The sequence below is a fragment of the Rhizobium sp. 10PS4 genome (genome assembly GCF_032464805.1).
Classification (GTDB): domain Bacteria; phylum Pseudomonadota; class Alphaproteobacteria; order Rhizobiales; family Rhizobiaceae; genus Rhizobium; species Rhizobium laguerreae.
Genome location: NZ_JAWDIW010000010.1, coordinates 235,477 through 259,547, shown reverse-complemented (window position 1 = coordinate 259,547; position 24,071 = coordinate 235,477). Strand labels below are relative to the sequence as shown.

Annotated in this window: 22 protein-coding genes; 13 read left to right on the top strand and 9 right to left on the bottom strand. The window is 61.5% G+C overall.

Features of this window, described 5'->3' with window-relative positions; translation table 11 throughout:
* The first annotated feature begins 5 nt into the window (after positions 1-5).
* Complete coding sequence (locus RWJ89_RS20535) at positions 6-380, top strand: DUF3307 domain-containing protein (protein WP_316031352.1); 375 nt, start codon at positions 6-8, stop codon at positions 378-380.
* 145 nt (positions 381-525) lie between these two features.
* Here RWJ89_RS20535 and RWJ89_RS20530 read toward each other — a convergent pair whose 3' ends face one another.
* From RWJ89_RS20530 to RWJ89_RS20515, 4 genes are all read right to left on the bottom strand, one after another.
* Complete coding sequence (locus RWJ89_RS20530; RefSeq protein WP_316031351.1) at positions 526-2,070, bottom strand: methionine--tRNA ligase; 1,545 nt, start codon at positions 2,068-2,070, stop codon at positions 526-528.
* Positions 2,071-2,343: 273 nt separating this feature from the next.
* Entirely contained in the window at positions 2,344-3,690 is a 1,347-nt protein-coding gene (locus tag RWJ89_RS20525; protein ID WP_316031350.1) for an SLC13 family permease, read from the bottom strand.
* A 96-nt stretch (positions 3,691-3,786) separates the two neighbouring features.
* Entirely contained in the window at positions 3,787-5,301 is a 1,515-nt protein-coding gene (locus RWJ89_RS20520; protein ID WP_316031349.1) for a malonate--CoA ligase, read from the bottom strand.
* On the bottom strand, positions 5,298-6,722 hold the full coding sequence (locus tag RWJ89_RS20515) for a malonyl-CoA decarboxylase (RefSeq protein ID WP_316031348.1): 1,425 nt from the start codon (positions 6,720-6,722) through the stop codon (positions 5,298-5,300). Before RWJ89_RS20515 ends, RWJ89_RS20520 begins: the two co-directional genes overlap by 4 nt.
* Positions 6,723-6,885: 163 nt before the next feature.
* Here RWJ89_RS20515 and RWJ89_RS20510 point away from each other — a divergent pair, with 163 nt between their 5' ends.
* Entirely contained in the window at positions 6,886-7,536 is a 651-nt protein-coding gene (locus RWJ89_RS20510; RefSeq protein ID WP_131642458.1) for a GntR family transcriptional regulator, read from the top strand.
* 80 nt (positions 7,537-7,616) lie between these two features.
* Here RWJ89_RS20510 and RWJ89_RS20505 read toward each other — a convergent pair whose 3' ends face one another.
* The 4 genes from RWJ89_RS20505 to RWJ89_RS20490 all read right to left on the bottom strand — a co-directional run bounded on the left by RWJ89_RS20505 (position 7,617) and on the right by RWJ89_RS20490 (position 11,556).
* Complete coding sequence (locus RWJ89_RS20505; RefSeq protein WP_316031347.1) at positions 7,617-8,363, bottom strand: GntR family transcriptional regulator; 747 nt, start codon at positions 8,361-8,363, stop codon at positions 7,617-7,619.
* A 163-nt stretch (positions 8,364-8,526) separates the two neighbouring features.
* On the bottom strand, positions 8,527-9,657 hold the full coding sequence (locus RWJ89_RS20500) for a sugar phosphate isomerase/epimerase family protein (RefSeq protein ID WP_131642456.1): 1,131 nt from the start codon (positions 9,655-9,657) through the stop codon (positions 8,527-8,529).
* Positions 9,658-9,745: 88 nt separating this feature from the next.
* Positions 9,746-10,618 (bottom strand): amino acid ABC transporter permease, encoded by an 873-nt coding sequence (locus tag RWJ89_RS20495; RefSeq protein WP_131642455.1) that lies wholly within the window; start codon positions 10,616-10,618, stop codon positions 9,746-9,748.
* Positions 10,619-10,623: 5 nt separating this feature from the next.
* Positions 10,624-11,556 (bottom strand): ABC transporter substrate-binding protein, encoded by a 933-nt coding sequence (locus RWJ89_RS20490; RefSeq protein ID WP_131661480.1) that lies wholly within the window; start codon positions 11,554-11,556, stop codon positions 10,624-10,626.
* 502 nt (positions 11,557-12,058) lie between these two features.
* Here RWJ89_RS20490 and RWJ89_RS20485 point away from each other — a divergent pair.
* Genes RWJ89_RS20485 through RWJ89_RS20460 form a run of 6 tightly spaced genes read left to right on the top strand, consistent with a single transcriptional unit; the run spans position 12,059 to position 18,134 of the window.
* Positions 12,059-13,294: an ABC transporter ATP-binding protein gene (locus RWJ89_RS20485; RefSeq protein ID WP_222035219.1), complete on the top strand. Its 1,236-nt coding sequence runs from the start codon at positions 12,059-12,061 to the stop codon at positions 13,292-13,294.
* Complete coding sequence (locus RWJ89_RS20480) at positions 13,291-14,340, top strand: extracellular solute-binding protein (RefSeq protein WP_316031346.1); 1,050 nt, start codon at positions 13,291-13,293, stop codon at positions 14,338-14,340. Before RWJ89_RS20485 ends, RWJ89_RS20480 begins: the two co-directional genes overlap by 4 nt.
* Before the next feature lie 9 nt (positions 14,341-14,349).
* Positions 14,350-15,177: an ABC transporter permease gene (locus RWJ89_RS20475; protein ID WP_003545927.1), complete on the top strand. Its 828-nt coding sequence runs from the start codon at positions 14,350-14,352 to the stop codon at positions 15,175-15,177.
* A complete protein-coding gene (locus RWJ89_RS20470) occupies positions 15,170-15,991 on the top strand; it encodes an ABC transporter permease (RefSeq protein WP_131642451.1) in 822 nt (273 codons plus the stop codon). The genes RWJ89_RS20475 and RWJ89_RS20470 overlap by 8 nt, the downstream gene beginning before the upstream one ends.
* Positions 15,992-16,036: 45 nt before the next feature.
* Positions 16,037-17,461, top strand: a complete 1,425-nt coding sequence (locus tag RWJ89_RS20465) for a M24 family metallopeptidase (RefSeq protein WP_131666107.1) — start codon at positions 16,037-16,039, stop codon at positions 17,459-17,461.
* 1 nt (position 17,462) lies between these two features.
* Positions 17,463-18,134: a flavin reductase family protein gene (locus RWJ89_RS20460; RefSeq protein ID WP_131642449.1), complete on the top strand. Its 672-nt coding sequence runs from the start codon at positions 17,463-17,465 to the stop codon at positions 18,132-18,134.
* A 36-nt stretch (positions 18,135-18,170) separates the two neighbouring features.
* On the opposite strand, the gene RWJ89_RS20455 is transcribed toward RWJ89_RS20460, so the two are convergent.
* Positions 18,171-18,572, bottom strand: coding sequence for an acyl-CoA thioesterase (locus tag RWJ89_RS20455; RefSeq protein WP_024321263.1), 402 nt, complete (start codon positions 18,570-18,572; stop codon positions 18,171-18,173).
* Positions 18,573-18,857: 285 nt separating this feature from the next.
* On the opposite strand from RWJ89_RS20455, the gene RWJ89_RS20450 reads away from it, so the two are divergent.
* The 5 genes from RWJ89_RS20450 to dxs all read left to right on the top strand — a co-directional run bounded on the left by RWJ89_RS20450 (position 18,858) and on the right by dxs (position 24,044).
* Positions 18,858-19,793: a histone deacetylase family protein gene (locus tag RWJ89_RS20450; RefSeq protein ID WP_017959231.1), complete on the top strand. Its 936-nt coding sequence runs from the start codon at positions 18,858-18,860 to the stop codon at positions 19,791-19,793.
* 2 nt (positions 19,794-19,795) lie between these two features.
* A complete protein-coding gene (locus RWJ89_RS20445; RefSeq protein WP_003545921.1) occupies positions 19,796-20,047 on the top strand; it encodes an exodeoxyribonuclease VII small subunit in 252 nt (83 codons plus the stop codon).
* Between the two features lie 87 nt (positions 20,048-20,134).
* The gene (locus RWJ89_RS20440) at positions 20,135-20,902 is read left to right on the top strand and encodes an SDR family NAD(P)-dependent oxidoreductase (RefSeq protein ID WP_316031345.1); all 768 of its coding nucleotides are present in this window, start codon (positions 20,135-20,137) and stop codon (positions 20,900-20,902) included.
* Between the two features lie 136 nt (positions 20,903-21,038).
* Positions 21,039-21,962: a pirin family protein gene (locus RWJ89_RS20435; protein ID WP_077976561.1), complete on the top strand. Its 924-nt coding sequence runs from the start codon at positions 21,039-21,041 to the stop codon at positions 21,960-21,962.
* A gap of 165 nt (positions 21,963-22,127) precedes the next feature.
* Entirely contained in the window at positions 22,128-24,044 is a 1,917-nt protein-coding gene (gene dxs, locus RWJ89_RS20430) for a 1-deoxy-D-xylulose-5-phosphate synthase (protein ID WP_077976562.1), read from the top strand.
* Positions 24,045-24,071 lie beyond the last annotated feature (27 nt).

Here is a 24,071-nt window from a genome sequence, read left to right as displayed (position 1 = left end):
GGATCATGGAAAGTGCATCTTTCCTTATTGGCCTACTCGCCTGGCTGCAGGTCAAACATTTCGCCGCCGACTATCTCTTGCAGCCGGCCTGGATTCTGCAGGGCAAGGGCGACATCCGTCATCCAGGTGGCTATATCCATGCAGCGATCCACGTAGCAGGCAGCCTTCCGGGATTGTTTTTGTTCGGGCTGGATGGCGTGATGGTCGCGGTCTTGGCGCTAGCCGAATTTCTAATTCACTTCACCGTTGATCACTTAAAGGCCGTTCACTCGCGCCGCCATCCGGCTGCCGTGACAAGCCGTCCTTACTGGGCCGCGCACGGAGCCGACCAGCTGTTGCATCATTTGACCTACACTGGGATTTTAGCTGTTGCGATGTGACAGAAGACAGACGTTTAGTCGATCCTACAGATCATGCGAATGTCCGCTGTCAGCGCAGACTGCCCTCTCCTACCGCCGCCAACCAGGCTCGAATTCTGCGCTGCCTTGGTTACAGCGCAGGGTCGCTGGTTTCTGCTGCCTCCCTTCACGTTGCCGCTCTCTGTGGAAAGAGGACAGCTTGCGGAGCGGCTTTGACCCCGCCCACGATCAAGGGGTCGCGATAGAGGCGAGGAGACGGTATTCCAAGCCTCGAATGCAGCTTTGCGGCCGAACTTGGCAGGAACGGCAGGAGGCAGCGGGCAATGATCGCAAGGCCATAGACCTGCTCGGCCAGGGAGGCGCCGAGACGAGCTGCGGTTGCCTTCCGGTCTTCCGGCGTGAGATCGGCAAGCAAGGCTTTCGCATCCGCCCACGGCGCGCATCGTGTAAACCGCCTGTTCGCCTCGCCGATAAACGCAAAAATTTCGGCGAGGCCGACATGGAGTTCGTAGGCATCGAAAGCCTGGGCCATCTTCCCCGGAAGGCGGGCAGCCTCGTCCACGAACGCGCTGTCCGGCACGGGCGGAACGATTCCGTCGAATGACGTGGACAGAAGCGCAAGCACCCGGTTGGCGAGATTTCCGAGCTGCCCGGCGAGCTCGCCCGACCACGCGGCTTCGAGACGTTCGGCGGAGAAATCGCCATCGTCTGCCGAGCGTATATGCCGGAGCAGGTAATAGCGCAGTGCATCCGGCGTTGCGTAGGATTGGATGATGCGTTCCGGATCGATGCCGTTGCCGGCCGACTTGCCGATCTTCCTGCCGTCCACCGTGACGTAACCATGCACGAGGATCGAGGATGGTGGCGGCAGGCCTGCCGACAGCAGGATGGCCGGCCAGTAGATGGCGTGGAACTTGGAGATGCCCTTGCCGACGACGTGGATGCGTTCGCCGCCGTTCCAATAGCGCTGCAAGAGGGTTTCATCGGCCCCGTGGCTGAGACCTGTGAGATAGTTTGCCAAAGCATCGAACCAGACATAGACGACCTCATCTCCATCGGGGACGGGAACGCCCCAGCCTCGCGCCCGCTCCGCACTGCGCGACACGCTGATGTCGGTTAGGCCACGCCGCAGCAAGGCCAGGATTTCGTTGCGCCGATGAGACGGGACGATCCGAAGCTCACCGGTCTCGACCAGCTCGATGAGCCGGTCGCCATAACGGGAGAGACGGAAGAACCAGTTCTCCTCGCGGATGGTCTCAAGGGCAATGCCATGTTCCGGGCAGCGCCCGTCATCGAGTTCCGACGGCTCGTAGAATTGCTCGCAGCCGACGCAATAGAGACCCTCATAGGCCTTGCGATAAAGGTCACCCTTTTCAGCGCATGCCTTCCACAAGGCGTGGACGCAGGCGATATGCCTTGGATCGCGGGAAGTGCGGACGAATTGCTCGTTGGAGATATCGAGCAGGCCGCCAAGGCGCTCGAACCTGTCTGCATTCGCATTCACGAAGTCCTTGACCTGCACTCCCGCAGCTTCCGCCGACCGGACATTCTTCAGGCTGTTGTCATCGGTTCCGCACTGGAACCTGATGTCGTGGCCGAGAAGCCGGAAATGGCGGGCATAGGCATCGGCCTGGACGAGTTCGAGGGCAAAGCCCACATGCGGCGCGGCATTCACATAGGGGATCGAGGTGGTGATGTAGATCGTGTTCATCGGTGTTTCCTTTCGAAGGCTGTTTGCCCCGCGAGACGGATCGACCCATGAAAAGACCGCCTCGAGGGCGGTCGCTGGTGCATTCTGGACGCACGAAACCCGCCACGCTATGAGCGCGGCATCATCATCACGAAAGTGCTGATCAGGGTGTTGTCCATGCGATTTTCTAGCATCGCGGGCCATTTCGAACAAGCGTGCTCTTCGATCCGGATGCGTTGGCCGCCGCGGGCCGTGACCTGCGGCGGAAGGCGATAATTCCAGGGCAGCCCGCCGTCACACCAGCCCGGGCACGACGAACACCAACCAGGCGACGACCGGGCCGATGATCGCGATCAGCGCGCTGTAGATCAGCAACTGTCGCAGCACCTGCTCTCGCCAGTCGTCCGGCGCATTGGCGACGACAAGCGCGCCATTGGTGGAAAACGGGCTGGTATCGACGATCGTCGTCGAGATCGCGATTGCCGCGACAACGCCGATGGCGCTGACATGTCCTTGCAGGAGGAATGGCACCGCAAGCGGGATGATCGCGCCGAGCAGCGCGGTCGAGGAGGCAAAGGCCGAGACGATGGCGCCGGTAAAACAAAGCAGGAGCGCCACCAGCAGCGGCATGCCGAGACTGGATATGCCGTTCGCCACGTAGTCGACAGTCCCGGCCTTCTCCATGACGCCGACATAGGTGATAATGCCTGATATCAGCAGCACGGTCGACCAGCTGACCTTGTCGATTGCTGCCTTCTGGGTTTTCGGTGACAAGAGCGCCAGCGCGACGGCGACGGTCATCGCGACGAGGCCGACGTTGAACTTGAAGACCAGTGCGCCGATGCCGAGCGCCGTCAGGCCGACCAAGGTGGCAATTCTCTCATTGTTCAGGCGCAATGTCGCGACGGTATCAGCCGCCGTGCCATAGGCATGCTCCCTGATCGGCTTAGCCGGCGTGCCGCCGTGACCTCTGATCGTCTCCGATACACCTTCTGGATGCAGTTCGGGCAAGGGGCCAAGTGACGCGGGATCTTGCTTCATCACTTTTGCGCCGCCGAAAACGAAGAAGACCAGCACCGCGATCGCCAGGTTGAAGAAGAAGCTGGAGAGAAACAGCGAGGTCGGCGCGAAAGGCAGGCCGGCCTTCGCAACGATCTGGTTGGTGATTCCGCCATAGACGCTGATCGGCGAAAACCCACCCGCCTGCGCGCCGTGGATCACCATCAGGCCCATCATGACCGGGTGGATGCGGTACTGCACGGCAAAGCTCAAGGCGACGGGTGCGAGAATGGCGACGGCGGCAGGCCCAAGAGCACCGAAACCGGTAATGACGGCGGCGACCAGGAACATCACCCAGGGAATCAAGCCGATCCGCCCGCGCACCAGGCGGACGGCACATTCGACGAGCCAGTCGATCGTGCCGTTGATCTGCGCTATGGCGAAGAGGTAGGTGACGGCGACGAGCGTCAGGAACAGATCACTCGGAAAGCCGGCAAAAATATCGCTGGTTTTCATCCCGATAATCATCGAGCCGAGCACGAAGGCGCCGGCAAAGGCGAGCGCGCCCATGTTGATCGGCTGGATCGTCGCAATGATGAACATGGCGACCAGCAGGCCTATGGCCAGTAATTCAATACCCATGATTCCCCTCCCTCCGACGCCTCCAGCGCCGTAGTTGTTGTGTTCAAGATTGATGCGGGATGTCGACGCACCCTCCTCCCAGAGGGCGCGGTCGCCTTACCTCCTGGTATAAAGATCGGCGTATTGCTGCCGCAGGATGTTTTTCTGAACCTTACCCATGGTGTTGCGCGGCAAGTCCTCGGCGAAGATGATGCGCTTGGGTTGTTTGTAGCGTGCAAGACGGTCCTGGAGGGCGCTGACGATGGTCTTCTCATCCAGGGCGGCGCCGCGCTTGCACACGACGACGGCCGTTACGCCTTCTCCGAAATCGGGATGCGGCACACCGATCACAGCGCTCTCAACCACACCCTCGATCTGGTCGATCTCGCCTTCGACCTCTTTCGGATAGATGTTGTATCCACCCGAAATCACCAGATCCTTGCCGCGGCCGACGATGTGGACATAGCCTTCCCGGTCGATCTTGCCGAGATCGCCGCTGATGAAGAAACCATCGGCGGTGAATTCGGCCGCCGTCTTTTCCGGCATGCGCCAATAGCCCTTGAAGACGTTCGGTCCCTTGACCTCGATCATGCCCGTCTCTTCAGGCGGCAGCACAAGCCCGGTGGCGGGATCGGTGACGCGCACGGTCACATCAGGCAGCGGGAAGCCGACCGTTCCGGCAATCCGTTTCCCCTCATAGGGGTTCGACGTATTCATGTTGGTTTCCGTCATCCCGTAGCGCTCGAGAATGGCGTGACCGGTGCGGGCCTGGAACTCGGTATGGGTTTCGGCCAGCAGGGGAGCCGAACCGGAAATGAAGAGGCGGATGTTGGCGACCGCCTTTCTGTCGAGGCGCGGGCTTTGCAGGAGGCGCACATAGAAGGTCGGCACGCCCATCATCATCGTTGCCTGCGGCATCAGCGACAGGATCTCCTCCGGATCGAACTTCGACAGCAGGAACATCGAGGCGCCGGCGAGCAGTGTGACGTTCGTGGCGACGAACAGCCCATGCGTGTGGAAGATCGGCAAGGCATGGATCAGCCGATCGTCGGCGGTGACGCGCCAATAGTCTCGCAAGGTCAGGGCGTTCGAGAGCAGATTCCCATGTGTGAGCATCGCCCCCTTGGAGCGTCCGGTCGTTCCAGACGTGTAGAGGATCGCAGCCAGATCATCCGCGGTACGCGAGGCATCGACAAAGTCGGCCGGCTCATCGCGTGCGAGATCCAGCAACGAGCCGCTGCCGTCGGCATCGAGCGTTTCGACGATCGCGCCGTGAAGCTTGGCGATTTTCTCCACGCCCCCTCTCGCAGCCGACGCGACAACCACCAAACGCGGCTCGGCATCGCCGATAAAATAATCGAGCTCTGCCAGCGTATAGGCGGTGTTGAGCGGCAGGTAGACGGCGCCGGTTCGAAGGCAGGCGAGATAGAGGATAAGTGCCTCGGCACTTTTCTCGACTTGTGCCGCCACCCGGTCGCCGGGGCGAATGCCGAGCGTGTCCATCGCGCCGGCAACGCGGCCGGAAAGAGCGAAAGCGTCATCATAGGTCCATGTGCGCTTGCTATCGATCCGGATGAACGGTGCGTCACCGGGCGCAGCCGTCCGCATGGCGTCGAAAAGATGGTTGCTCACTTTCGCCCTCCTCCAAGCGTCGAGTTCATTATCTGTGCGAATGGCCGGGAGCCTTGCTGGCCATTGCCGCCGCGGCGGCTTTCGTCGTTCTGGTTGAGCAAGCTCTTGACGGCAGGCGAGGCAATCACCTCGCCGCGCTGCGCTAAGGCCTCGTGGTTGGCCACGATATCGTCGAGCTTGTAGAGATAGTTGACCATCAGGCCGTGGGCCTGCTGCATCGCCTTGGCCGAGCGGTCGCCAAGAAAATTCAATCTTTCCAGTCGAGCGCCGTTGCCGAGATGGAAGCGGGCGACAGGATCGATGGGGCGGCCCTCCGGCGTCCGTTCGATGAGGAAATAGCGCGCTGCAAGAGGCAGCAGCACGCGCTCCACTTCGCTCGCTGTATTCTCGTCGTCAGGCCAGCTCGGATCGTCCAGCAGCATCAGTGTTTCGCGGGCCGCTTCCGGCAGCAACCGGTCGGCGGCCGAGGCGCGCGCCTTGGCAAGCCAACGGGCAAAGCCCGGAACGGGCGATAGCGTGACGAAATTCTTGAGGCCGGGCAGGTCTCTGCGTAGGTCTTCCACGACTTGCTTGATCAGGAAGTTACCGAACGAGATGCCGCGCAGGCCATCCTGGCAGTTGGAGATGGAATAGAAGACAGCCGTCGTCGCCTCGTCGGCATTGATCTGCTCCCTGCCCTCGACCAGCACATCTCCGATCGCGCTGGGCACGGATCGTGTCAGCGCCACCTCGACGAACACGAGCGGATCGTCGGCCAGTCGGGGGTGGAAGAAGGCAAAGCATCGACGGTCGGCCGGCGCCAAACGACTGCGCAATTCCTCCCAGCCGGCGATCTCGTGCACGGCCTCGTATTTGATGATCTTTTCAAGGATGTAGGCCGGCGTCGACCAGTCGATGGGTCGCAGCGTCAGGAAGCCGCGATTGAACCAGGAGCCGAACAGATGCGTGAAGTCGGCGTCAAGCGCGTGATATCCTGTGGATTGGTCTTTGGAAGCAAGCAGATGCTCACGCATCCGGACAAGCCTGGCGGTGCCGTTCGGCGCGTGATTCAATCGGCGCAGAAGCTCCTGTCGCCGCGGCTCGGCTGCCTGGTGGAGCGCGATGATCGCGGCAGAGCTTTTGTCGGTGCGGTAATTTTCAATCGCCTGGTCGAGCTTGTTCGTGTCGGGCCCGAACTTTTCATGCAGCATATCGAGGAATGCCTGCGCGCCCTCGCTCTCGAGCGCGCCCCAGCGATCGAGTATCTCGGCCGCAAGCGCCATGCCCGAGGCTTCGCCTCGGCTCGACAGCAGCATTTCACAGAGTGTCTGGAGATCGGCCTTGGCTGCGACCTGCGTGGCGCGGGAGCCGGAAAACAGAAGCTGGCGTCCGCGATCCGTGATGCTCTGCAGCATGTCGGTGAAGAAGGAAGCCTCAGACATGCCATTCTCCTTTCTTCTACCGGCCGGCTCGGTGCGGACCGTTTTTGACGGCTGCTTCCCATCGTCGGGTTTCACCGGTAGTATGTAGAATGCCACTCTTCGTACACGAGGTCAATGATCGTGTATACAAGAAGTGCCTTTATGTATGAGGGAATTGAAACGAATGTCCGAGAATGTCGGCCGATGGCTTCGCGATGAGATTGAAAATTCAATTCTTTCCAATGAGTTCTCCCCCGGTGAGCGACTCGACGAAATGGTGCTTGCGACGCGTTTCGGGGTCTCCCGCACGCCGGTGCGCGAGGCGCTGATGCAGCTTGATGCGATCGGCCTCATCGAAATTCGACCGCGCAGAGGCGCAATCGTCATCGATCCGGGGCCGCACCGCGTCTACGAGATGTTCGAGGTGATGGCCGAATTGGAGGGCCTGGCCGGGTCGCTCGCCGCACGACGGCTGGACAACGCCTCCCGGGAAGCGATCACGGCCACCCACAGCCGCTGCGAGCAATCAGCCGCGGCCGGTGACAGCGATGCCTATTATTACGACAATGAGGAATTCCATAAGGCCATCTACGCAGCCGGCCGAAGCGAATTCCTCGAGGAGCAATGCGTGCAATTGCACCGCCGCCTACGGCCTTATCGCCGCCTCCAGCTGCGCGTGCGCAACCGTCTGTCGACATCCTTCTCAGAACATTGCGCCATCGTCGACGCGATCTTTGCCGGAGACGGAGATAAGGCCCGCCGCCTGCTGCGGGGGCATGTCGGCATTCAGGGAGAGAGGTTCAGCGATCTGGTCGCAAGCATGGCGGCCAGATGACATGACAGCGTGACCTCAGGCGGCAGGAAAGCCCCACACCCGCGCGATGGAAGCCGTCATCCGATATGCGCGGGTCTCCATCAGGAAAAATTCTCCAGCACCGCCAGGAATGTGTGCCGGTCGCCCTGCCCTTCGGTCAGGCGCACGCGACCCTCGATGTCGGCGAGGTGGTGGTCCATCAGCTGTTGCGCCTTGGCGAGGTTTTTCTCCTTCAGGGCGGCAACGATCATGCGATGGTGGTCCGCGCCGCAGTCGTCCTTGCGGTCCTCTTCGTACAAAGACATGACCAGCGAAAGCCGAGCAACGATCTTGGCGAGCACTTCGGTCAGCACCGGGTTGCCGGCGATTTCGGCAAGCACGATGTGGAACTTGCCGGACAGAACCGACTTCGACTTTTCGTCGCCATGGTGGTGGATGTGCTCTTCTTCGTCGGTCAGCTTTTGCAGCGCATCCAGCTGCTCGGGCGTGACCCGGGCGATCACCAGTTCTAGCAGCAGGCCCTCGATCTTCCGGCGCGCCTCGAAAAGGCTCCTGGCCTGCTCGACGCTCGGCTCGGCAACGAAAGTGCCGCGGTTTCTCTTCCGCTCCAGCAGGTGGTCGCTTTCAAGCACGCCGAGCGCGCCGCGCACGACCGTTCGGCTGACACCAAAATGCTCGGCGATCGCTTCCTCCAGGATCTTGGTGCCGGGCTTGAGCGCCCCTTCGCCGATGGCGGCGGCAAGCGTGGCGCGAATGCGTTCCGAGACATCGTCATTGGTGTCGGTGCTTTCCACCGGCCCATTGGCTGCTGCCATCGCTTTGGGACTCTGGCGGCGCATCTTTCTCATTGCAGTCTCCAAATTGCCTCTGGCGGCCCGGCGTGGATTCGATCGAACATCAAATATCCAAGCGCCATAATTTTTTCCATAAGAATGTTTTTGCGTAAATAGTTCCGGCGCCAGCGTTTCGATAGGCGGTGGCGACGGAAAAATGCCGGCACCGTCTCGGGACTCAAGCCGCTTTCTGCTTCTTTTCCGGCACCGACAGGGCAATGCCCTTTTCGGCGCAAACCGTCTCGACGTGACGAGCCGATTGCTGGATGAAAGCGATTGCCTCGTCGAAACCGTAGGATTGCACCTCATAGGTCGGATAGCCGTAGCGGCTGCTCTCATAGGCCTCCCAGTCGAGAACAGCCCCGGAGGCGACCCGTTTCTCATAGGCATCCACCATCGCCATATAGGCCGCAAGCTCATCCGCCGTCAGGTCGGGGTGGCCGGCGCGCCAGATAGGATCGTCGATCTCGATGCACTGGCGCGGATTAGCCTTGCGCGGCCTGTCGGCGACAGACTGGGCAACCTCCAGCGACAGGTTCAGAACCGGGTTGGCGTCCGCAAGAATGGGAAGGATCGTGGCGAAATCGACGATGCCGCCGCCAACAGGTCTGGCCTGGAAATCGAGTCCACCTGGAGCGCGCCCGACATAGGCATCCTTGATATGGGTCTGGCGGATATGGGGAGCCAGGCGCTTGGCGGCGAAGACCGGATGCTCGCCCCGCTGCAGTCCGTTGGCCGTGTCGAAGACAACGCCGACACAATCGTCACCGACCTTCTCGATCAATCGCAGGATCTCGAAGGAGGTGATCTCGTCATGGGTTTCAATGTTCATGTGTGCGCCATTGGCGCGGGCGACGGGCGCGAGCTTGCGGAGGACCTTTTCGATCCCGAGCAACTGCTCTTCCCAGGTCACGTCGGTGCGGAAGCGGTCATTGGCCAGCCGGCCGCGATATTCGCTCTTGAAATTGCCCGGAGCGACCCAGAGCTCATAGCAGCCGATTGCGGCACTTGCCTCGATCATGCGCGTGAAACCGGCGATGATATCGCCGCCGCCGGCGGCCCGGAGCGCCGGTTCCTCGGCGCTGCAATAGGGATTGATCTTGCCGATGCCGCTTTCGAGATAGAGGCCAAGGTCGTCGGCCTTCGCCCTGATCTCGCGCAGCAGGCCGGTGTCGAGATCGGGGCTCATGTCCAGCGCCGTACTGAAGAAAATGCCTGCGAGCCCAAGCTCCTTGACGTGATCAAGGCTTGCCAGAGGCCCCCGCTTTTTTGCCTCGGGCAGCTTTATGCTGTCGATACCCAATTTCATGTCATGCTCCTCTGCTGTTTCCTGATGGGGCGCGCTGCACTGGCGACCCCTTCGTTGTTGATCTCAATTCACGTCGATGGATCCGCGATCACGCCCGTCCGGGAGCGCGAGGCTTCTCTGCTGTCCGGCCTTTCGGAACGAGGCTCTTTTCGAGATAGTGCTGGCCTATGGATGCGACGCTCGTGATGGCGAGGTACCAGATCGAGGCGACGAACAGCAGTTCGATGACGAGGAAGTTCCGGGCGTAGATCGCCTGGGCCTGCGTCAGCAGATCCTGCATGCCGATGACCGAGACGATGGCACTGGCCTTCAGCATGCCGATGGCCTGGTTCCCCGTCGGCGGCACGATGATACGCGTGGCCTGGGGCATGATGACGGTGAGAAAAGTCTGTGTCTTTTTCAGCCCGAGCGCCGTTGCCGCTTCGCGCTGGCCGCGATCGACCGCGACCAGGCCGCCGCGGATGATCTCCGACATGTTCGCGGCTTCGTGCAGTCCGAGTGCGAGGAAGCCGGCCAGGGCCGGCGTCACCAGATCGTTGATCGAAATGGTGAAGCTTCCCATCCCGACCTGCGGGATGAAGAGGGCGATATTGAACCAGAAAAAGATCTGGACAATCAGCGGCACGCCGCGAAACCACCAGACGAAGCCGGCGGCGATCACCTTGAGAACCAGGTTCTGGCTCGTCGCCATCAGCGCCAGCAGGCATCCGAGCACGATGCCGAACACCATGGCGCCTGCCGTCAGTTCAAGCGTCAGCAGCACGCCGCGCAGGATCGAAGGATCCACCAGATAGCGGGGGATCTCCGACCACTGGATGCTCTGGCTCTGCCCGACGATGAGCGCGAAGAAGGCCAGCGCTGAAATCGCGATGGCACCGGTTGCGATCTGGCCCCAACGCATCGGTCTTCCGACCGATGGCGCAAGCGAGAGCGATATGGGTGACGCTTGAAACAGGGCCATCGGCGTCAATCCGCAGGCATGCTGGCAGCATCGTTGACCTTGACGGTCTTCACGGCCAGCGGTCCGAGGCTCCACTTCTTCATGATGGTCTCATAGGCGCCGGAGTCCACCATCTGCTGCAAGGCGGCAACGACGCTGTCGCGCAGCTGCGGATTGTCCTTGGCGGTCAGCATGCCGAGATACCCGACGGCAAGGCGGATATCCGGCAGCGCCTGCAGGCCCTTGCCGTTTCCGGTCTGGTGCTCGGTCGTGTAGACGCTGGTGGCGTAACCGTTGACCGTGGCGTCAGCTCTCCCCGTGCGGACGGCCTGCAGCACATCCGGCATTTTCGGGATCGACATGATTTTGACCGGCGTCGCGCATTTGGCCGATGCCGCCTCGACCATTTTCGCCTGGAAGGTGCCGACGGGAACGGCGACCTTCTTGCCGCACAGATCCTCCAGGCCCTTGATGGCGAGAGGATTGCCCTTGATCGTCATGATCGTCGTCGCGTCATACATATAGTCGATGACGTCGACCTGCTTTTCCAGCTCCGGATCGTCGTTGATGCCCGAGATCGAGATGTCGAAGCGCTTCGCCAATATGGAGGGCACGATTGCGGCACCCGCGCCGACATCGGTCATCTCAACATCGACACCCAGGATGACGCCGAGTGCGGCAGCGATATCGGCATCGATGCCGATCAGCTTGCCGTCTTCGCCATGAAAGCTGATCGGCGGCGTCAGGTCGGTCGCGACCTTCAGCACGCCCGATGACTTGATGGAGGGTGGCAGCCCGTCGGCCAGTTTCTGCGTGAGGACGACACCGGAGAGCTTGGCGACATCGGCATCGGCCGTCATCTTCTCGGCGGCACCTCCGGCAGCGTAAGCAGAGGCCGCGATCAAAGTGACCATCGCTCCGGCAACTCCGGCCTTCAAGATTTTCTGGATGCGCATCATGTGATCCCCTGTCATTTTTGTATCGGTGAATTCTCGGGATCATCCATGCAATCGCCGTGCCACTTGCAGCTATTTGTCAATAAATACTTGATATTAATATGATTTTTGTTTATGACGATATTTCGGATAGAGTTTCGCAATAGAATTCGCATAAAGTTTCGAACGCACAATGCACAATTTTTACTCTCCCAGGCCCCGCCGCATCGTTTTTGACCGCCTCATTCGCCCCCAAGACCCAAAATCACCGATTCAGAGGCCAAAACCCGCACTTTTCGGCGCTTGATCCCGGCTCAGGGGCCGTTGCTACTTCTATCCGATGCCCATTTAATATACGACGCTGGCGAAAATTTATACAAAAGCAAATGCGAATTTAAAATTTCATGATTATTATTACAAAGTTTCGAAACTTTATAAGTCAGAAATATCGATTTATTTTCATAGACTTGTCACTTTCATCAACGACGCGCGGCAAAACTGGCACGCCGCTTGCAATTCGTTTCTCATGAACAAGCTCGACGCAAAATTTCTCGCCGGACCGCATCTCCGACTTGTGCCGGAGACCGCGCAGCAATCCGTGACCTCGACCCAGAACCAGGGAGGCCCTATGCCAGGCATACCGAATACGGCTGAACGCAAACGGCTCAGCGTTCAGGGCCTCACACACAGCTATGGTGGCCAGAATGCGATCAGCGACGTGGCCTTCGATATCGAGGCCGGCGAGATCGTTGCCCTGCTCGGGCCGAGCGGCTGCGGCAAGTCGACCGTGCTGCGCGCCATTGCCGGGCTGATCCAGCCGAAGACCGGCAGGATTGTGCTCGGGGAGAAAGACTTGGCCGATGTCTCGGCCCGCTCACGCGGCGTCGGCATGGTCTTCCAGAACTATGCTTTGTTTCCGCATCTGACGGTCGCAGAAAACATCGCCTATCCGCTCGCCTGCCAGAAGCTTCCTCGCACTCAGCGCAAGGCGCGCGTCGAGGAGATGCTGTCGCTCGTCAGGCTCAAGGATTATGGCAACCGCCTGCCGCGGGAACTCTCCGGCGGCCAGCAGCAGCGCGTCGCCGTCGCCCGCGCCATCGCCGGGCGCCCCTCCCTTCTGCTTCTAGACGAACCCTTCGGCGCGCTCGACCGTGCCCTGCGTTTCGATCTGCAGGTGGAGCTGCTTCACCTGCAGAAGACGCTCGGCATCACGACGCTGATCGTCACGCATGATCAGGAGGAAGCTCAGAGCCTGGCGAACCGCCTGGTGCTGATGAACAAGGGCAATGTCGAACAGATCGACACGCCGATGACCGTCTACGATCGCCCGAAGACGCTTTTCGTCAACACTTTCATCGGCCAGGCGAACCTGCTCAACGGAACGGTGCTGCGGCTCGATGCCGAGAGCACGCTGATCGGCCTTGCCAATGACCGGACCCTGCTCCTGCCGCGCCGGTTGAATTTCACCCTCGGCTCGAAGGTGACGATCACCTTCCGGCCGGAAGAGGTTCGCCTGTCGACGCAGCCGGGCGAGAGCACCCTGCCGGTTCGCATGACGGTTTCCGTGCCGCTCGGCCCGTCGCTCGTCCATGACCTTGTTCTGGAAGACGGCACAGGCCTGCGCGCCTCTGAGGTCAGAGGCCCCACCACATTCATTCCCGAACCGGGAACGCAGCTATTTGCCGAGATCGACACTGCAAGGTGTCACGCCTTTCCGGGCGAACCGGAAATCATGAGTGAAGAAACAATTCAACAGAGGTGAACGAGATGAAGGACTTTCAGATTACCCGTCGTGGGTTCGGTTTCCTGGCGGCTGGTGTTGCCGCATCGGCCATGCTTCCATTCGCCGCCCGCGCTGCCGGTGGCGGAGCCGTTGCCGCCACTTTCCCGGGCAGCTGGGAAGACGCCTACCGCGCAGTGCTGACGCCGATGGTCAAGGATGCGGGCTATGACCTGACAATTGCCCCGGCGATGGCGCAGGACCAGCTTGCCAAGATCATGGCGAGCCCCGGCAACCCGCCCTATGACACGCTGCTGATGTCGCCTGGCCAGATGGCCGTCGCCATCGAGAAGGATCTCATCCAGAAGATCGATCCGAGCAAGCTCAAGAACTGGGGCATGCTCGATCCGTCCTTCCAGGGCGAATACGGCCCGACCGTGACCATCGAGGTCAACGGCATTGCCTACAATCCCGATCTCGTTCCGAAGCCGAAGGGCTATCGCGATCTCTTCGAAAACCCGGCCTATAGCGGCAAGGTTTCCTGGACCGGCTTTGCCTCGAACACCGCCGTCATGGCCTATACCGAGATCGCCAAGATCTTCGGTTCCGGCCCCAACGACATGGACGCCGTCTTCAAGCTGTTCAAGGATCATCCGGAGCATCTGAAGGGCGTGGTCGACAGCACCAACCATCAGATGACGCTGTTCCAGCAGGGTGAAATCACCGTTTTCATGTGCTCGACCGGCAATGTCGCCCGCCTGAAGAGCCTCGGCCTCAACGCCGAGTTCGTCCAACCCGAAACCGGCTCGCCGGCAGCCCCCGTCAATATCCACCTGACCAAGGGCACGGCCAATCTCGACGCGGCCTATGCCTATATGGATGCCGCCATCTCCAAGGCCGCCCAGGACCAGCTCAAGGAGCCGCCGACCGAGATGTTCCCGACCAACAAGGACGTGGCGCTGACGCCGGGCATCGAAGCCTATGTCACCCGCGATCAGATCAAGACCATGGTCTATCCGGACTGGGTCGCGATCAACAAGAACCGCGACGGCTGGATCCGCCAGTTCGACGCGCTCGTTGCCGGTTGAGGTGATGTGATGAAGGCGAGCGGCTTCCCATACGTCCTGCCGATGCTGTTGCTTTCCGTGGCGTTCTTTGCGACGCCGCTCGCCGTCCTCGTCGGTTTCAGCTTCGCCGGCCCTGGCGGAGCGACCCTCGAACATTATGTCCGCTTCTTCGGCGACGCGTTCAATTTCCGCGTCCTCGTCAATACCGCAAGGCTCGGGCTCGAAACCGTCATCGGCACGACCTTGCTCGGCGTGCCAATCGCACTCCTCTACTGGCACGGCGGCCGAAACCTTCGGCAGGTGCTGATTTTCCTGACGCTCATTCCGATGCTGACCAGCAATGTCGTGCGCACCTTCGCCTGGATCGTCATCCTCGGACGCCAGGGGCCGATCAGCGAAGCGCTGGTCGGGCTCGGCCTGACGGGAATGCCGACCAGCCTGCTGTTTACCGAACTCGGCCTGGTCATGGCCATGTGCCAGATCGACCTGCCGTTGATCATCCTGCCGCTGATCGCGATCCTGTCGCGCACGCCGGTGCAACTGACGGAAGCGGCCCAGGTTTCCGGCGCCGGCCCCTGGCGCATCTTTGTCACCGTGCTTCTGCCGCTGATGCTGCCGGGCCTGCTGGCGGGCTGGATCCTGGTCTTTGCCAGCACCAGCAGCTCCTTCGTCACCCAGGCCGTCATCGGCGGCGCGCGCAACGTCTATGTTCCGCAGCTGATCTACCGCGAAGTCGGCACGTTGTTCGACTGGCCGCTGGCCTCGGCCATCGCCGTCGTCCTGCTGCTCTCCACCGGCTGCCTGCTGGTCGCCCTTACCATGATGTCCCGTCACAGGAGGTTGGTCGGTCATGCCTGATCGTCGCGAAAATCCCATTCCCGTCATGCTCTACAAGGCATTCGTCTACGGTTTCGGCGGGCTCTGCGTCATCTATCTGGTCGCACCCATCGTGATTGCGCTGACGATGTCGTTCACCTCGGGGCAGACATTGAAATATCCGCCGCAGGGCTTTTCGCTCAGGTGGTATGCGGCGCTGCTCGATCCCGTTCGCTCGGCAACCGAACATATCGCCGCCTGGAATTCGCTGAAGATTGCCGGCCTTGCCGTCCTCGGATCGCTGATCTTTGCGGTTCCGGCAACCATCGGCATGACGCGCATGAGGCGCAGCACCGCCGGCACCATCGAGCCCTTGCTGCTCGCCCCGCTCGTCCTGCCGAGCCTGGTCTACGGCCTTGCCGCCCTGATCGTCGCCAATTTCATCGGCTTCAAGCCGTCGCTCTGGCTGACCGTATCAGGCCATGTCGTCGTCTTCGGGCCGCTGATGTACCGCGCCGCCTCCGTCGTCGCCCAGGGTCTCAATCCCTCGCTTGCCGAGGCATCGACGACGATGGGCGCGAGCTGGTTCATGACGCTGCGGCGCGTCACCCTGCCGCTGCTGATGCCCGGCATCCTGGCCGGCGCATTCCTCGTCTTCATCCAGTCGCTCGATAACGTGTCGGTATCGCTTTTCCTCGCCGATGCCCGAACGACCGTCTTGCCGCTGCGCATGTTCGCGCTGATCGAGGAATCGCTCGATGTGCGCGTCGCGGCAATCTCCGGAATTCTGATCGCCGTGACGCTGCTGGGACTGCTGGTTGCCCGGCGCGTTCTTGCGCCGCCGCGGCAGGCCTGAACGATCCGCCATTTGACCTATGCCTGAATTAGAAGGAACAAACTCATGAACATGCGCGCGACAAACGCAGGCGGCTACCGGATGGGATCGCTGCTGGCCGATTTCCAGCCGGATTTCGATTTCTCCGCCCCGCTGCCGCTTCCTGTCGAAGAGTTCGAGGATCGCCTTCGCAGAATTCGCCGTCAGGCGGTTGAAGCCGGTCATGACGCGCTGATCGTTCATGCCGGCAGCGTCGGCTGGTTCCACGCCTCGAATGCCTATCTGCGCTACATCTGCGACTGGATGCGCGAAGGCGTGCTGATCATTCCGACTGATGCCGACAAGGCGATGGTGCTTCTCTCCTTCTTCACCCAATCCGTCCTGCTGCCGCCGGGCGGCGAGCCAGTGCTCGTCGACGAAATCTGGCAGATCGGCCCGATCGGCCGCGAATATGCCGACCGCCCCGGCGATTCCGTTATCAAGACCGCCGAGAAATGCGCCGAGGTTCTCGCCAGCCTAGGCCTCGCCAAGGCCCAGATCGGCAGGATCGGCGACCGCACGTCGCTGACCTTCTGGTCAGCGCTCGACGAACTGCTGCCGAAGAGCAAGTTCGTGGCTGACAACGCCATTCTCGACCGCATGCAGAAGGTCCGCTCACTGCCCGAGATCGAGATGTTTCGCGCCGCCGCCCAACTGATCAGCATCGGCACGCAGGCCGCCTATCATGTGGCGAAGTCAGGCGTCACCGACCATGAAATCCTGGCTGCCTTCACCTATGCGCAGATGGCGCTCGGCGGCGAGACGGGCGACGGTTACCAGATCGGCATCAACGAATTCGGCACCCATTGCGGCAAACCCTATGGCCACATCGTCCGGCCCGGCGACCTCATCAACCTCTATATTTCCAACGTCACCTGTCGCGGCTACACGGCCCAGACCGCCCGCATGATCGCTGTCGGCGATATCACCAGCCGTCAGGAGGAGGTGCTTGCCGCCTGCACCGAAGGCGTCAAGCGGGCCGAAAAGCTGATCAAGCCCGGCGCATTGATGCGCGACGTCAACAATGCCGCCTTCGAACCTATGATCGAGCGCGGCATGCTGACCTCACCCGAGGCGCGCACCATGCCCTACAACTGGTCGCCAATGGAAGACGGCGGCGCACGCCTGATCCCCCATCAGTATGTCAAGGACATCGACTGGGAGGCGCAGGGCCGCAAGCTCATGCATGTCTATCCGGCAACGCACGGACCGCACAATCCGAACCTCGGCCATTCGGTCGGCATGGCTGGTGGCCAGAACAGCTTCAACATCTCCTCGCATAATTACGACAGGATGGAGGAGGGCATGGTCTTCGTGCTGCACACGCAGTGGCTGGAGCCGCTGTCGGCCGGCTGCAATATCGGCGACATGTATGTCGTGACTAAGGACGGTTTCGAGAACCTCAGCCGCCATACCCCGCTTGAAACCCACCGCGTCGCTGCCGAGGCCTGACATGACCAACAATAAACAACACACGCATTTCGATTTCGCCAAGCTGACCGAGCGCGAGCGTTACAAGATCCTCATCGGCACGGTCATCCCGCGCCCGATTGCGCTGGTCACCACCCTGAGCAAGGAGGGCCTGCCGAATGCCGGCCCGTTCAGCTTCTTCAACGTCCTCACCCACGACCCGGCGATCGTCGCCATCGGCGTCGAGAATTATGCCGACATGCGCTTCAAGGATACCGCCCGCAACATCCGCGAAACCGGCGAGTTCACGGTCCATATCTGCGATGACGCCCTCGTCGACCAGATGGAGGTCTGCGCCATCAAGTTCGGACCCGAGGTCGACGAACTCTCCGAAGCCGGACTGGCAACGGCGCCGGGACAGATGGTCAGAAGCCCGCGCATCCTGGCAGCACCCGCAGCACTCGAATGCCGCCGCCACACGACCCTGCAGGTTGGCCCGGCCCGCGAAATCATCCTTGGCGAAGTCCTCGGCGTCTATGTCAGAAGTGATGCGGTCAATCCGACGAACCTGCATATCGACCAGCAACTGATGGACGCCGTCGGACGAATGGGCGGCCATACCTACGCAAGGACGCGCGACCAGTTCGACATCAAGACGCAGACCAAGGAGGAGTGGCGTTCGCGAAAGAGCGTTTCGGAGCCGGTCAGCGCATAGCCGGGCTTGAGCTCAGGCCGATCACGCGCCGTGGTCCTAATTCAAAAACCGATAAAGCCAATCGCGCGTCTCCTCCGGCAACGGAGCCGGCGATTCGTCTTCGGGGGCGTGGGCCTGCCAGATGATTTCCACCTCGGCGGCGCGCTCCTCGCCCGTCTCGATCGAGATGAGGAAGCCGATAGAGCGCACGCCGATCTTGTCGACGGTGGCGGTGAAGGTTGCCGGCTCGTCGTAGTGGAGCGGGCGGTGGAGAAAGCAGGAAACCTTGCTGGGGCTATAGACGGGTTCGTCGTCGACATCGGGCCGTGAGGACCAGAAGCTCGCAAGCACGGACTCGGCATAGGAAATATAGGATGCCAGAAACATCCGGCCGGTCATATCGACATCGCGAAACGGCACGCGTATTTCCGCCACATCAGGACGTTTCGACTGACTCATCAACAAATCTGCCCTACAGAGTTCCCATGGCAACACTACTTCATAATTGCTTATACCGGAACCGGCTTAAGGATAAAATTACGCAATAGTTCAAAGTGTTACAGTGTCCTCCACGTACCGGAAAGGTGCGGGCCGTTGCAATTGGACCTGATCGACGGGAACGGCGCAAACGAGACAGTGTGATAGGCGAACGGTCGGAAGGCGCGGCAAGAGCGCTTGTTGAAATCCCCAGGCAACGCCCCATCTGCTGTGGCACATGACATAAGCGACCGATAGAGTGTCTTCATGAGCACCCGTCTTTATGAACACCCGATCTTCCTGGAACATGTCACGCCCGCCGGCCATCCGGAGCGATCGGACAGGATCCGCGCCATTAATGTTGCGCTGGAACATCCGAATTTCGAGCGGCTGGAGCGCCGGCAGGCGCCGCAGGCGAATGAGGATGCGGTGCTGCTTGCGCATCCGGAGGAGCATCTGACCGCCGTCATGCGGGAGATTCCCGAGGAAGAGGGTGAGATCAACCAGATCGAAGCCGATACCTATGCCAGCAGCAAGAGCCTGCAGGCGGCGCTGACCGGCATTGGCGGGGCGATGGCGGCGGTGGACGATGTCTTTACCGGCCGGGCCGACAATGTCTTCGTCGCCGCCCGCCCGCCGGGGCACCATGCCGAAAAGATGACGGCGATGGGCTTCTGCTTCTTCAACAATGCGGCGATCGCCGCCCGGCATGCGCAAAAGACGCATGGCGCCGAGCGCATCGCCATCGTCGACTGGGACGTGCACCACGGCAACGGCACGCAGGATATCTTCTGGGACGATCCTTCGGTGCTGTTCTGCTCGACGCATCAGATGCCGCTCTATCCCGGCACCGGCGCCAAGGACGAGAAGGGCAAGCACAACACCATCGTCAATGCGCCGCTGTCGCCGAATGTCGGCAGCGACCACTTTCGCGAGGCGTTCAAATCGCGCGTGCTGCCCGCCCTTGACGATTTCCGGCCGGATCTCATCATCATCTCCGCCGGCTTCGACGCGCATCACCGCGATCCCTTAGCGCAGATCAATCTGACCGGCGAGGATTTCGACTGGGCGACCGGGCGCGTGCTGGAACTGGCGGACCGGCACGCGAAGAACCGGGTCGTCAGCCTGCTCGAAGGCGGTTATGATCTCGAGGGACTCGCCGAATCGGCGGGCATGCATATTCTGAGAATGATGAAGGGTTGAGAATGACTGACAGCGCCAAGCCGGAGGTATCCGGCCTTTCCTTCGAAAAGGCGGTCGCCGAACTCGAAAGCATCGTCGCCCGGCTGGAACGCGGCGATGTGGCGCTGGATGAGTCGATCGAGATCTACGAGCGCGGCGAAGCGCTGAAGAAACATTGCGAAACGCTGCTTTCGGCCGCCGAGAACCGCATCGAGAAGATCCGGCTCGATCGCGCCGGCAAGCCGCAGGGCGTCGAGCCGCTGGACGGCGCCTGAGACAGCAAACCTCCCTTTTGAATGCGCTTGGCTATCGGCTTCGGGCCGATCTATCATCCCCTTGCAAAACAGTGAGTGGACATCGGAATGACGGACAGGTTGAAGGGCAAGGTCGCCATTATCTCGGGCGGCGCGACCGGCATGGGCGGCGCCGCCTCGAAGCTTTTTGCGGCGGAAGGCGCGCGTGTTGCGATCATCGACCGCAATGGCGATGCAGCCGCAGAGACCGTGAAGCAAATCCGTGATGCCGGCGGCGAGGCCGATTGCTGGACGGCCGATGTCTCGGAGGAAGCAGCCGTCAATGCCGCCGTCGCCGGCGTCGAGAAACGCTACGGCCCGGTGACCGTGCTCTTCAACCATGCCGGCACGATCGTCATCAAACCTTTTCTCGAAACGACCGTCGAGGAATGGGACTGGCTGCACGCGGTCAATGTGCGCTCGATGTTCCTGATGACCAAGGCCGTGCTGCCGAAGATGATTGAAAGCGGCGGCGGGTCGATCGTCTGCACCTCGTCGATCTCGGCGGTCGCCGCCACGCCGATGGAAGTGCTTTACGACACGACCAAAGGGGCGGTGCATATGTTTGCCCGCGCCATCGCGGTGGAGTTCCGTGACCGCAACATCCGTTGCAACGCCGTCTGCCCCGGCTTCATTCGCACGCCGCATGGCCTGCGCGAGGTTGCCGACCTGCAGGCTCTCAGTGTCGATGTTTCGGATGCCGCCATTGCCGCCCAGCAGGGGCGGATCGGCGAGCCCGAAGACGTGGCGCGGGCCGCGCTTTATCTTGCCAGCGACGAATCGAGCTTCGTCAATGGCGCCCATCTCTTCGTCGACAATGGTTTTACCGCGATCTGAGCCCGACGCACGCCTGATTGGACGCGCGGCACGCTTTCAAGTGTTGGAGCGTCTAAGCGCGTCCGATTGGACGCGCGGCGCTCCAGGCGCTATCTGTGGGCGATGACGCTCGGCACTGTAGCGATCGGAGATTCCAATGTCCTTCTTTCCCGGTAAAGATCCCCTGCCCGGCGATGCCTTCGCCTGCGACGCGATCGAGAGCCTGATCATCCCGCGCACCAGCGATATCGGCGGTTTTCAGGTGCGCCGCGCGCTGCCCAGCCGGCAGCGGCGGCTCGTCGGGCCGTTCATCTTCTTCGACCGCATGGGGCCGGCGATCCTGAAGCCGGATGAGGCGCTCGACGTCAAGCCGCATCCGCATATCGGGCTGTCGACGGTCACTTATCTGTTCGACGGCGAGATCCGCCATCGCGACAGCCTCGGCACCGAAAAGGTCATCCGTCCCGGCGATATCAACCTGATGACGGCCGGCCGCGGCATCGTCCATTCCGAGCGCACGCCCGACAATCTGCGCGGCCATCCGCTGCTGATGTCGGGGCTGCAGACCTGGCTGGCGCTGCCCGACGACAAGGAAGAGATCGATCCTGCCTTCGCCCATACGGAAAAATCCGCCATGCCGCTGATCGAGATGGCAGGCGTACGCGGGCGTGTGGTGATCGGCTCATTCGAAGGCATGACATCGCCGGTCGGTGTTTTCTCCGACACGCTCTATGTCGATCTCGACCTGCAGGCGGGCGCCAAATTTCCCTTCGGCTCGGCTCATGAAGAGCGCGCCGTCTATGTGCTCTCGGGCGAGGTCGTCATATCAGGCGACCGTTTTGCCGCCGACCAGTTGCTGGTCTTTCGGCCGGGCGATGCGATCACGCTGGAAGCCGGTCGCGATGGCTGTCATCTGATGCTCTTCGGCGGTGCGGCGCTCAATTCGAAACGTTATATCTGGTGGAATTTCGTCTCCTCCTCGAAGGAGCGGATCGAACAGGCCAAGGAAGAATGGCGCAGCGGCCGCTTCGATATCGTGCCCGGTGACGAAGAGGAATTCGTGCCGTTGCCGGAGGGCTGAGCGCCACGAAATGAGAGAAATAGACCAGGGTATACTCCGAAAACCGTTCACACTTTTCGACACCATGCTCTAAGGTGAAAAGCTTCGGTTCCTGAAATGCACTTGTTTTGCCGCAATCTAATCGAATAAAGCGGAACAAGGAAAAGCAAGAAAGAGCGCCCGCCCGTGACACAACTGCCGAAGACCCCCCTGCTCGACCAGGTCAACTATCCCGCCGACCTGCGCAAGCTCGAGGATCGCGACCTGCCGCAACTCGCCCGCGAAGTCCGGGACGAAATGATCGATGCGGTGTCGCGCACCGGCGGCCATCTTGGCGCCGGTCTCGGCGTCGTCGAATTGACGATCGCCATTCATAGCGTCTTCGATACGCCTGATGATCGGCTGATTTTCGACGTCGGCCATCAATGTTATCCGCACAAGATCCTCACCGGCCGGCGCGACCGCATCCGGACGCTGCGCCAGGAAAACGGGCTGTCCGGCTTCACCCGCCGGGCCGAAAGCGAATATGATCCCTTCGGTGCGGCGCATTCCTCGACTTCGATCTCGGCCGGCCTCGGCATGGCGATTGCCGCCGACCTCGACAAATCAGACCGCCGCGTCATCGCCGTCATCGGCGACGGGGCGATGTCGGCCGGCATGGCCTATGAGGCGCTGAACAATGCCGGCGCGCTCGATGCGCGCCTCATCGTCATCCTCAACGACAACGACATGTCGATCGCGCCGCCGACGGGCGCCATGAGCGCCTATCTCGCGCGCCTCGCCTCGGGACGCACCTATATGGGCTTTCGTGACTTCGGCAAGAAGCTGACGGCCTATCTCGGCAAGAACATCGACCGGGCGATCACCCGCGCCGTCGAACATGCGCGCGGCTACGTCACCGGCGGCACGATGTTCGAGGAAATGGGCTTTTATCATATCGGGCCGATCGACGGGCATTCCTTCGACCACCTGCTGCCCGTGTTGCGCAACGTGCGCGACAATGGGCGCGGGCCGGTGCTGATCCATGTCGTCACCCAGAAGGGCAAGGGCTATCCGCCGGCGGAAGCCGCGGCCGACAAATATCACGGCGTCAACAAGTTCGACGTCATCACCGGCGCCCAGGCAAGGGTCAAGCCGAATGCGCCGAGCTATACCAGCGTCTTTGCCGAAGCGCTGGTGCAGGAAGCCGCCCTCGACGACAAGATTGTCGGCATTACCGCCGCCATGCCGAATGGTACCGGCCTCGACAAGCTCGCCGAGGCCTTTCCGTCGCGCTGTTTCGATGTCGGCATTGCCGAACAGCACGCCGTGACCTTCGCCGCCGGCCTCGCGGCGGAAGGCTACAAGCCGTTTGCGGCGCTCTATTCCACCTTCATGCAGCGCGCCTATGACCAGGTCGTGCATGACGTGGCGATCCAGGGATTGCCGGTGCGTTTTCCGATCGACCGTGCCGGTTTCGTCGGCGCCGACGGGCCGACCCATGCCGGCTCCTTCGACACCGCCTTCCTCACCACCCTGCCCGGCTTCGTGGTGATGGCGGCGGCCGACGAGGCCGAACTCAAGCATATGGTGCGCACGGCCGTCGCTTATGACGGCGGGCCGATTTCGTTCCGCTATCCGCGCGGCGAAGGTGTCGGCGTCGACATGCCGGCGCGCGGCGAAATCCTGCAGATCGGCAAGGGCCGCATCGTCAAGGAAGGCACCAAGGTGGCGCTGCTCTCCTTCGGCACGCGGCTTGCCGATTGTCTGCTGGCCGCCGAGGATCTCGATGCCGCGGGGCTTTCGACGACGGTCGCCGATGCGCGTTTCGCCAAGCCGCTCGACCGCGACCTGATCCGCCAGCTTGCCCGCCACCACGAAATGGTGATCACCGTCGAGGAAGGTTCGATCGGCGGCTTCGGCAGCCATGTGATGCAGTACCTTTCGAGCGAAGGCCTGCTTGATAACGGGCTGAAGATCCGCTCGCTCGTCATGCCCGACATCTGGATGGAACAGGCCAAGCCCGAAGCCATGAACGCCCACGCCGGCCTCGACCGCGCCGGCATCGTCTCGACGGTGTTCAGGGCGCTGGGGCGCGGTGTTGCGGTTGGGGTGGCGGGATAGGATTTTGGTGAGGGCAGATCCATCCAA